Here is a 10,755-nt window from a genome sequence, read left to right on the forward strand (position 1 = left end):
ATGTAAACGATTCGAGTGTGAAGCTCGAAGATAAAACAAGCCTCCTTATAAGTATTTTAAAATTTGAAAGGTAATGGAATGAATATCAGGAAAGGTTTACCTGGAGGGCAGTATAAGCCTCTCTCCGAGGAAAAAATCAACAGAATACATCAGTCAGTTCTTCAAGTTTTTGAAGAAATCGGGGTTGAAGTAAATCACCCGAAAGCCCGGGAGCTCTTTCAACAGGCAGGAGCCGAACGGGTTGGCGATACCGATATCATGAGAATGAAATCTTCCCTTGTTGAGGACCTGATCAGCCGTGCTCCATCAATAATTACCCTGTGCGGCCGGGCGGAAGACGGGCTTCACGACCTGGAGCTTGGTGATCGGAACGTATACATGGGCACCGGCGGTACCGCTTTAAACGTACAGGATTCAGGGTGCGAAAATTCACGGAGAGCCGGGATAAGAGATATCGTGGATATGGCCCGCCTTGTTGATAAACTGGATAATATTCATTTTTACATGCTGAATGTTTATCCGCATGACATCCCCGAGGAGAGTGTGGATATTAACCGGTTCGCGGCGGCTCTGAATCATACCAGCAAGCACATAATGGGGGGTGTCTACACAGTTGAGGGTGTCAGGAACGTAATAAAAGCTGCGGAAATAATCGCCGGATCGCCTGATAAATTACGGGACCGGCCTTTCATCTCCATGGTGACCTGCGTCATCAGCCCTTTTAAACTGGATAAGACTTATGCCGAGCTTATCATGGAGGTTGCGGGGTCCGGGATCCCAGTGGTGGTGCCGGCAGAGCCTCTTTGTGGGGCTACTTCCCCGGTAACGCTGGCCGGCAGCCTGGTTATTCAGACCGTGGATACACTGGCCGGAGTGCTGCTGGCCCAACTGACCAATCCAGGTACTCCGGTCATCAACGGATCCGTAGCTTCCATTACCGATCTTCACGATATGAAGTACATATCCGGAGCCGTGGAAATGGGGTTGTTAAACGCGGCTGGCGCGCAGATGGCGCAATATTATGGCCTTCCATTTTATGCCACCGCCGGGATGTCTGACGCGAAAACGAATGACGTTCAGGCCGGGTATGAGTCTGCGATTACCAGTACCATGGTCGCTTTGGCCGGCGGCAATTTTATACATGATGCTGCAGGATTCCTTGAATTCTGCATGACCGCTTCGTACGACAAGTTGGTTATTGATAATGAAATTATAGGCATGGTCATGCGGGCTGTTGACGGCATCCGGGTTGACGATAATACGCTTGCCCTGGATGTAATCAGACAGGTGGGCCCGGGTGGGCATTTCGTTACCTCGCGTCATACCAGACGCAACATGCGCAAGGAAATATATCAACCTCAACTGAGCGACCGGGAAACCCGTACCTTATGGGAAAATGCCGGTAAAAAGAATGCTGCGGCAAGAGCTGCGGAAAAAGTAAGCGCGGTACTGACTCAACCTCGAGAACAATACATACCCATCGAGAGTAGGGAAAGGATAATGAGGGACATTTCAGGAATACACGAATCTATTATGGATCTAAAATAATGATTATTGTTGGCGAGAAAATAAACGCGAGCATACCGGCCGTTAAAAAAATTATCGAGTCCCGAGACCAGGAGGGGCTGTGCAGCCTGGCCCGGAAACAGGTTGATGCAGGTGCCCAGTATATAGACGTAAATGTAGCCACAGGGATCGGGGATCAGGAGACCGAGATTGAGGCCATGGAATGGGCGATTAATGTACTACAGGATGAGATAGAGACTCCGCTGTGCATTGACAGCGCTGATCCGTTTGTTATCGAGGCCGGCCTGAAAGCGCGGGGAAACCGCAAATCACTCATTAATTCTACCAACAATGAGAAAGAACGGCTGGAAAAAGTAGTGCCGCTGGCCGTGGAATACGATTCCCCGCTCATTGCCCTGGTCATGGGCGAGCAGGGAATACCTCAAACGGAAGGGGAGCGTATTGAAATCGCGGCTGAGATGGTTGGCTTCATGGAAAAGTCCGGGCTTAAGCTCGACCAGGTGTACTTTGATCCGTTGGTTATTCCCATCAGTACCGATAATACCCAGGCGCTTGTAACGCTTAATACGTTATCCAGGCTGAAAAACGAGTTTCCTTCCGCCAGTACGGTGATGGGTCTTTCCAATGTATCATACGGTCTGCCGGGACGCTCGGCCCTCAACGCCGGTTTTATGATTATGGCCATGCTTAAAGGCCTGGACGCGGCTGTGATGGATCCCCTTGACCAGGGACTCATGAATTCGGTGAAAATAGCGAATGCACTTCTAGGCAGAGACCGCTACTGCCGCAGGTATTTAAGAGCCTTTCGGAAATAATAAACATAAGGAGAATGATTTGCCTGAGGATTTTAGAGAAGGTGTTCTGGTTAAGCCTTATGAAAGACTAAGCCAGGCGCAGATTGAATATTTACATCAAGCCTCGCTCGATATTCTAAATGAACCCGGTGTCTGGTGTTACAACGAACAGACCACTAAACTTTTAAAAAGTCACGGCGCAGCAGTAACTGAAGAGAAAGAGGGTAAATCGGTCGTATGGCGTATTTCCATACCATCCGGTTTAATCCAGGACGCCATTGAGAAGGTTCCATCTCAAGTTGTGCTTGGTGCACGGGATCCCGCCAATCGCCTGTTTCTGGATGCGCAGGTGCCACGTGTTTACTTTGGCTCCGGGTCGGAAGCCAACATCTGGCTTGAAACCGAACTCCAGGATATGGTCGGTGTTAACGACAGTTCGAGTTCCTACACGATGCCGGTTTATAAGGAGCTGAGAGGGACCACTGCCTTGCTGGGCAGGGCTGCGAGGATTTGTGAACAGCTCGAGCATCTTGATTTCTTTATCCGGCCTCTTAACATACAGGACCCGGAAATTACAACGGATAACCATGATGTAAATAAATTTTTCGCCTGCCTGAACAATATGACCAAGCACATTCAGGCCGGATTAACATCTTTGGAGAGGCTGGGCGATGTGATCAGCATGGCTGAAATCATTGCTGGCGGTTCTGAGCAGTTACGGGATAATCCAATTATTTCTTTTATTGCCTGTGTGTTTAAGAGTCCATTGCAGATCGTTGATGAAACCGCGGACAAAGTATTTGCCGTTGTGAAAGCCGGGCTGCCTCTGGTTATATCTTCTTCACCACAGGGCGGTTCGACCGCTCCGATCGAAGAAGCAGGCATGGTGACCCAAATAAACGCCGAGATACTTGCCGGTTTAACACTCACTCAATTGATAAAGGAAGGTGCACCGGTATTGTATGGCAGCGTTCCCGTCAGGTCCCGGATGGATGACTTGCATGACCTGTACGGGTGTCCGGAGTTTAATCAATACAATACATCCTGCGTGCAAATGGCCAGGTATTACAATATCCCCTGTTATTCTTCGGCCGGTGTAGGCGACGCGAATGTGCCGGGGATTCAGGCTACGTTTGAGAAACTGTTTACACACCTATATATGGCCATGAGCGGTGCCCAGTATATCCACTACGCCTTCGGGCTGTTAAACAGAACCAACAGTTTCTGTCCTGTACAGGCCGTTCTCGATAATGAGCAGATTGGTCTTGTAAAGCATTGCCTTCGTGTGCCGAAAATCAACGCTGACAGTATTGATGAGGCTCTCAAGATAGTAAATAAGGTTATGAACTCATCAAATAGGCTGTTTGCCCGGCATTCAAGAAAGGCCATGCACGCAGGCGATGTTTCAAATCCATATCAGTTTGAAGACCGGGGCATGCAGGACAACACGGTAAAACATGCACTCCAGTATATGGAAGAGATTGAAAGCAGGCCGGCTAGACATCTGGAGCCGGATATGGTGGAGCGAATATACGATAAAATCCCGGGCCTGATATAGGGTGGCAAAAGTTCAGCAAATTTTAATTGAGTTCAGTATTTTTTTGGAAAGGAAAAGAAATGGAATCAGAAAATATAATCCAGGAAATCGCCTTTAATGTTATCCAGGGCCGGTTGGAAGCTGAAGACGAGGGGTTTGATGAGGGTCTGGCCGGAAAACCCGGCGTTATTGAGTTGGTGGAACAGGCCATTGAGCAGAATGTAGATATTAAAGACATCATCCTGCATGGTCTGACTGAAGCAATGGATGTAGTGGGGAAAAAATTCAATGATAAGGAGTACCTGATACCGGATATGCTGGCTTCTGCAGAATGTGTCGGAGCGGCCATGGAAATCCTTCAGCCGTATCTGTTGGAAGCGGGTGTGGAGGAGAAGGAAAAATTTATCATAGCTACTGTTAAGGATGATCTCCATGATATCGGGAAGAATATCGTCTCCATTATGATTAAGGGCGCGGGTTTCGATGTTATTGATCTTGGTGCTGATGTCCCGGTAGAAGATATTGTTGCCGCGGTGAAAGAACATCAGGCACCTTTTCTGGGATTGTCCGCGCTGCTGACCACAACCATGCGTTCCATGGAAGATGTGATTAAAGGATTGAGCGAAGAAGGGCTTCGGGATCAGGTCAAAGTTCTTATCGGAGGTGCGCCGACTTCTCCGGAATTCGCGGATTCCATAGGGGCCGACGGTTACTGTCAGGATGCGTTTGAAGCCGTAGAAAAGCTGAAACAATTCAGCGCCGCTGGTTAATCGCTGGAGTAATTATGGTAGAAAAAGAAGCATACTCACAAGCTGCCGGAACCGGCAATTACGAGAAGCCAACGGGATTATTCGGTAAATATGATAATGCAAGACGTTACTGGGAAGATCAGATTACCGCTATTTTTCTGGCTCCGGCACTGGAGCAACTGGTATTACGTAAAAATAAGAACAATGAAAAATTACGCATACTGGACCTGGGATGCGGGAGCGGGGACGGGTATGAACTGCTCATGGGAGTTCGAAAATCAAAGTCCATGATTGCCGAGCCTTCCACCAATATTATTTCACCCGATATGCTTGAGGTTTATATAGGTGTGGATATTAACGAAGATCTTCTCGGGCAGGCTGAAGCATGCCACCGTCATAATTCTGATCTGGAATTTATATGTGCAGACATTTCAGAAGGATTACCCAGGTCTATTAGTGATCAGGAGCCTTTTGATGTCTATTTTACGTCCTATGGCACCCTCTCGCATTTTTATGATGATCAGAATGCAAAACTTATAGCCGACATCTTCAGACACGCGCCGCAGGATTCGATTTTTATGGGAGACTGGTTGGGCAGCCATTCATATGAGTGGCAGGATTTGTGGCTGAATGCACCTGATTCGGAACAGTTCATGGACTACCGGATTTCCTACATCTTTCCAGAAGAGGAACGTGGTCAGCACGAGATTTCAGCTTTTCCTCTCAAACTCATGACCCGGGACAAAATAAAACGGATTATGGATAAAGCGTCTCGGGAGTCTGAAGTGCAATTCAAAGCCCTTAAATTTTTTGACCGGTCCATCATCGTAGGTCGGCATACCGACACGGGAGACTATAATCCAAACTGTGTTCCATACCGCAAGCTTATTAATTCACTTTATGAGGTGAATAACCGCACTGATCTGAATGAATTGAAGTTTAAATATAGCTCGCACACGGGTTTCGAGGAACTAAATCGTTTCTTTGATGCCTTTTTTGCCCATTGTGCTGTACTGGTGAAACAGACCGTGGAAATGTTGAAAAGCTATGATGAACACAAAGCAATTATTGAAGATATTCATGTAAAAGAAAAATCACTTCTTAATCCGGTTAAGGATGCTATCCTGTCCATGCGCAGATTGATCTATCAGCATGAAAGCATTGAAAACGATGACTTTCGGGCCAATATGATTGAACCTCACCTTGCGTATCTATTGAGAAAAATTGAAATAGAACTTCAGCCCGGCACCGGAGTTGGCCATGGTTTAGTGGGCCTTTTTGAAATAAAAAAATAACCGGAAAAAACAGGAAAGAATGATATGTGCGGTATTGCCGGATGCATTGGCGTCAAAGACATAGCAACAATTAACCTAATGTTGGATGCGCTCCCGCATCGAGGGCCGAATGACCGGGGTATCCATGCCTTTGGTGAATTTGTTTTTGGCCATACCCGACTGTCGATTATTGATGTGGCCAAGGGACACCAACCGATCCTGGCAAATAACGGCAACAGCGGCATTATCTGTAATGGAGAGATTTATAATTTTCAGGCTATACGGGAACAACTCGCTACGAAATATCTCTTTACTACCAAGTCCGATTCAGAAGTAATCCTGCAACTGTACCAGGAAAAGGGACCGGCATGTGTTTGTGAACTGGACGGCATGTTTGCCTTTGCTCTTTATCATGGAAATAGTTTCATGCTGGCCCGCGATCCAATCGGTATCAAACCTCTCTATTACGGTTATAAGAACGACCATCTTTATTTCAGTTCAGAATTGGGGGCCATGAGTTTTTCAGGTGTGTCCGAGGTACATGAATTCCCCTGTGGACATTATTACACACCTGAGACAGGTTTCGTGCGTTACTACGAAGTCCCTCAACCCAGAGATTTTCACCTGACAGATATTGACCATGCCAGTAATCTCATACGGACCACGCTAATACAGTCAATAAGGAAAAGGCTGCTGGCAGACAAAGAAATCCATGTCGGCTCCTTTTGCAGCGGCGGCCTTGACAGCAGCCTCATTGCCGCCATTGCGGCGCGCGATATACCGAATCTGCATACATTTGCCGTTGGTATGAAGGACGGATCAGGCAGGGAGAGCGACGATCTGATTGCAGCCCGTATTGCCGCGGAGCATATCGGTTCAAATCATCACGAATACCTGATTACAGAAGCCGAATATTACGATGTCCTGCCTCATGTCATCAAAAAACTGGAGACATATGACCCGTCTCTCGTGCGTTGCGCCGTACCCTGTTATTTTACGTGTAAACTGGCGGCGGATTATGTCACGGTTGTTCTTACTGGTGAAGGGGCGGATATCACTACATGAAGCGATTTGCGCTGGATGAAATAAATCCTGAAGCCAGACGTCTTATTAAAGGTGTGCATAACATAAATCTTCAGCGTGCCGACCGTATGGGAATGCTGTTCAGTCTGGAATTACGTGTGCCGTTTTTTGATACGGACTTGATCGACCTGGGTATGAAAATAGCACCGCAGCTGAAAATCAGGGAAGAAAATAGTCAAAAAATCGAGAAATGGATTCTAAGAAAGGCTTTTACCGATACCGATTACCTGCCGGATGAGATTTTATGGCGGTATAAGGTCCAATATACTCAAGGAGCCGGGTGTGAGCAATTAGGAGAGATTCTTGCTGAAAATGAGATTTCAGACAGCGAATTCGAGCAAATAAAGGCCCAGAATCCAAACGCGGTTATCAACAGCAAGGAAGCAGCCTTTTATTATAAGATTTTCAGAAACTATCACCCGCAGGACTCGATTTTGAACTCTATCGATATCTGGACAGGCTTTGAATTCGACGAAGAACGAAGTAAAACCTCTGGAACAATACTTGGTACATAGGATGAACTGAGTAGACTCTGCATTCCTTAAGTATTTTCGATGATATTTTCAATAGAGTAAGCAATGAGGCTGGTAAATGGGAAACAAAAAATACATACATGGTTATTTCGGGAGGGATTATGAGTGGTTTTGCAGTCGGTTTCGGAAGGCCTGAAAAATCAAACATTGAAGCCATGTTTAACGTGATTAAACATCGAGGTCCTGATTATTCTGGTATCGAAACAACATCACGGGCCATCCTGGCTCAGAATTATCTAAAAGCCGATCATCCCGAAGAGCTCAGTTCTGGAAACATTCCTTTCCATAACCAGGCAAATTCTCAGGCACGGATCTGCTATGACGGTCAGATCGGTAACTGGGCGGAGTTGGCGAAAAGATTCGGCATTCAGGATGGGGCGCACCGGGAAGAACGGCTGCTGCTGAAGTTGTATGAATTGCACGGTCCCGGCATGCTCGATTACCTGGAAGATGCCTTATATGCATTCGTCATAGTGGATGATGACACACTTTTTGCCTCCCGGGACCCCCTGGGAATCAAAACGTTGTTCCTCGGAACGAAAAACCAGACCCTTTACCTGGCTTCTGAGATGAAATGCATAACTCAGATTACAGATCAGGTGTTCGAATTCCCGCCGGGGCATTCAATAAATGATGAAGGCACGATATCACAATTTTCAGCCTTGCCGACAAGTCCGCCACAGGAACACAATTTAAACGAAAGTCAGATGATTCAAGATGTAAGGTCTCTGATTGAGGAGAGTGTAAGAAGCCGGGTGGATTTTGCCTGGCCCACAGGAGGTTTGCTCAGTGGGGGTATAGATAGCAGTGTCATTAATTATCTGGCCACAAAGATCAATCGCGAAAATCATGGAGTTGGGGCCAGCCTGAAGACCTTTGCCTTGGGAATAACCGAAAGTGAGGATATCGAAATGGCCCGTCTGATGGCGGACTTTCTGGAAAGTGAACATCATGAGGTGATCGTCAGCCTTGAGCAGATGCTGGAGGTTCTTCCAGACGTAATCTATTATTTGGAATCGTTTGATCCCTCATTGGTGCGGAGCGCGGTGGCAAATTATATAATCTCCCAATACGCCAGGGAGAAAGGTGTAGAGGTGCTTCTATCCGGGGAAGGCGGGGACGAGGTGTTCTGCGGTTATCTATACTTGAAACAATATCCCACCTCGGAGCTTTTTACTCGACAAATGGAATGTCTTGGTTTTTTGCATAATAATGCATCGCTACGATTGGACCGTATGAATCAGGCAAACGGCATTCGTGTCGTCGCTCCCTTAATTTCAGGTAAACTGTTGAATTATGCCATGGCCATACCGTCTGAATATAAACAGAAACCTGAAAACGGCCAAAAAATCGAAAAATGGATCTTTCGTAAAGCCTTCGAATCTGAAATGCCGGAACAGATCATCTGGAGGCTGAAGCAGGAATTTTCCCAGGGCTCGGGGTCAGCTAGTATATTGCCCTCATATTTTGAAGAAATAGTCACAGATGAGGAATTTCTGGAAACGCAACAGAGATTCCCCATAGTTCGCAGTAAAGAAGAATATTATTATTTTAAGCTATTTACCAAATACTTCGGGGAAGGCAGCCCAGTAGAAACCGTCGGTCAATGGGTGGCTTTATAAAGCCCGCGCCTCTACCATTACGCAATTCACGGAAAAACGGCATCCGTTGGACCCCAAATCCGCGATTGAATTAGGCAAGTCAAAAAAAACCTTGTTGATATGGTAAGATAAGTCAAAACAAGCGAGAAGCAACCACACCAACAAGGTGAAGAGATGATGACACAAACAGTTCTTCCGTTCAAGTTAGAAATGACCAGGGACACGATTACGGCTCATGCGGGTTTAGCCCTGCTCGGCGAATTTATTGAGACATTAAAGCTTTCGGAGATATTGGATGATGGTTTGCCCGGTCCCGGCAGTGGGGTGGGTTACAGTCCCTCTCAATTTGTCTTGCCGCTTATTTTGATGCTTCACGGCGGTGGCCGTAGTCTGGAGGATTTGCGTCAAATTCGAGAGGATCAAGGTTTACGAGAGCTTCTGGAGATGAAAGAGATGCCGAGTTCGGATGCCACTGGTGATTGGCTGCGGCGGATGGGGGAGAGTGGTGAGGGTCTTAAAGGGCTTGAGTTGGTGAACCGTGAGTTAGTTAGGCGCGGGCAGGTCCATAATGATCGAACTGAATACACGCTGGATATTGATGCGACTCAGATCGTGGCGGAGAAGAAGGAGGCCCGGTGGACTTACAAAGGCGAGCGTGGTTACATGCCTATTGTTGGTCATTTAGCCGAGAGCGGGCTGGTGATTGGGGATGAGTTTCGAGCGGGCAACGAGTCTCCTGGGGCGCGGAATCTTGAGTTTATCAGGCATTGCGTGAACCAGATGCCTGTGGGCACTCGCATCGCCCATTTGCGATCAGACAGTGCGGCCTACCAGGCTGAGGTGATCAACTGGTGCGAAAGCCATAAGGTGAGTTTTGCTATTGGAGCGGATTTGGACCTGGCGGTGCTGGCGGCGATCAAATCGATTCCGGCGAAGGAGTGGAGGTCTTATCAAGACGGTCAGATTGCCGAGACGGTGCATAGTATGAACAAGACGGCTCAGGCGTTTCGGCTGGTAGTGATCCAGCGGCCGGTGCAAGGGGACCTGTTCAGCGCGGAGGATCCGAAGATGCGTTACACCGTGGTGGCCAGTAATCGGGAGGAGACGGCCGAAGAGACAATTAAATGGTACAATCAGCGTGGTGAGACGAGCGAGAACCGGATCAAGGAATTAAAGATTGGTTTTGGGATGGAACGGATGCCCTGTGGACAACTGGAAGCAAACGCCGTCTTTTTTCGGATTGGGGTCTTGGCTTATAATCTGTTCGTCTTGTTCAAGCTTCAAGCGTTGCCTGAGAGTTGGCGTAAACACCAAGTTCAGACGCTGCGCTGGCGATTCTATCAGACGGCCGGTAAAGTAATAAATCATGCCAGATCGATTATTTTGAAAGTGACTCGAAGGATGTTCAATCTGTTTGCCGAGGTGCGATCAAGATGCGGTGAGCTCGCCTGGGTCTAACTCGGGCTAAAAATAAACAGAAGGGGATAGACAAAGGGCAAGCAGGCTCGTGAGCGGTTAATTATGGCCTTTTTTCGCTGGTCCATCAATTAAGGCGGCTTCATCGTGCTGCTATACAAAAACATATCTTGAAAAGGCTCTAAATCGCCCCCAAAACTACTGCAAGGTACTTCTGTCAATTGTAATCGCGGATTTTGGG

Annotated in this window: 7 protein-coding genes and 1 pseudogene; all 8 read left to right on the forward strand. The window is 47.4% G+C overall.

Annotated features, from left to right (window positions below; genetic code table 11):
• The first annotated feature begins 78 nt into the window (after window positions 1–78).
• Complete coding sequence (locus JRI95_14065) at window positions 79–1,548, forward strand: trimethylamine methyltransferase family protein (GenBank protein MBW2062670.1); 1,470 nt, start codon at window positions 79–81, stop codon at window positions 1,546–1,548.
• On the forward strand, window positions 1,548–2,342 hold the full coding sequence (locus JRI95_14070; GenBank protein ID MBW2062671.1) for a dihydropteroate synthase: 795 nt from the start codon (window positions 1,548–1,550) through the stop codon (window positions 2,340–2,342). Before JRI95_14065 ends, JRI95_14070 begins: the two co-directional genes overlap by 1 nt.
• 19 nt (window positions 2,343–2,361) lie before the next feature.
• Window positions 2,362–3,879: a trimethylamine methyltransferase family protein gene (locus JRI95_14075; GenBank protein ID MBW2062672.1), complete on the forward strand. Its 1,518-nt coding sequence runs from the start codon at window positions 2,362–2,364 to the stop codon at window positions 3,877–3,879.
• A 59-nt stretch (window positions 3,880–3,938) separates the two neighbouring features.
• Entirely contained in the window at window positions 3,939–4,628 is a 690-nt protein-coding gene (locus JRI95_14080) for a corrinoid protein (GenBank protein ID MBW2062673.1), read from the forward strand.
• 14 nt (window positions 4,629–4,642) lie between these two features.
• Window positions 4,643–5,902 carry a class I SAM-dependent methyltransferase gene (locus JRI95_14085; GenBank protein MBW2062674.1) on the forward strand — a complete coding sequence of 420 codons (1,260 nt, stop codon included), beginning with the start codon at window positions 4,643–4,645 and terminating at the stop codon, window positions 5,900–5,902.
• A 24-nt stretch (window positions 5,903–5,926) separates the two neighbouring features.
• Window positions 5,927–7,479 (forward strand): annotated as a pseudogene (asnB, locus tag JRI95_14090) (asparagine synthase B).
• 119 nt (window positions 7,480–7,598) lie between these two features.
• Complete coding sequence (locus tag JRI95_14095; protein ID MBW2062675.1) at window positions 7,599–9,119, forward strand: hypothetical protein; 1,521 nt, start codon at window positions 7,599–7,601, stop codon at window positions 9,117–9,119.
• Between the two features lie 156 nt (window positions 9,120–9,275).
• On the forward strand, window positions 9,276–10,556 hold the full coding sequence (locus JRI95_14100; protein MBW2062676.1) for an IS1380 family transposase: 1,281 nt from the start codon (window positions 9,276–9,278) through the stop codon (window positions 10,554–10,556).
• Window positions 10,557–10,755: the final 199 nt, after the last annotated feature.

Source organism: Deltaproteobacteria bacterium, from assembly GCA_019308995.1.
Classification (GTDB): domain Bacteria; phylum Desulfobacterota; class Desulfarculia; order Adiutricales; family JAFDHD01; genus JAFDHD01.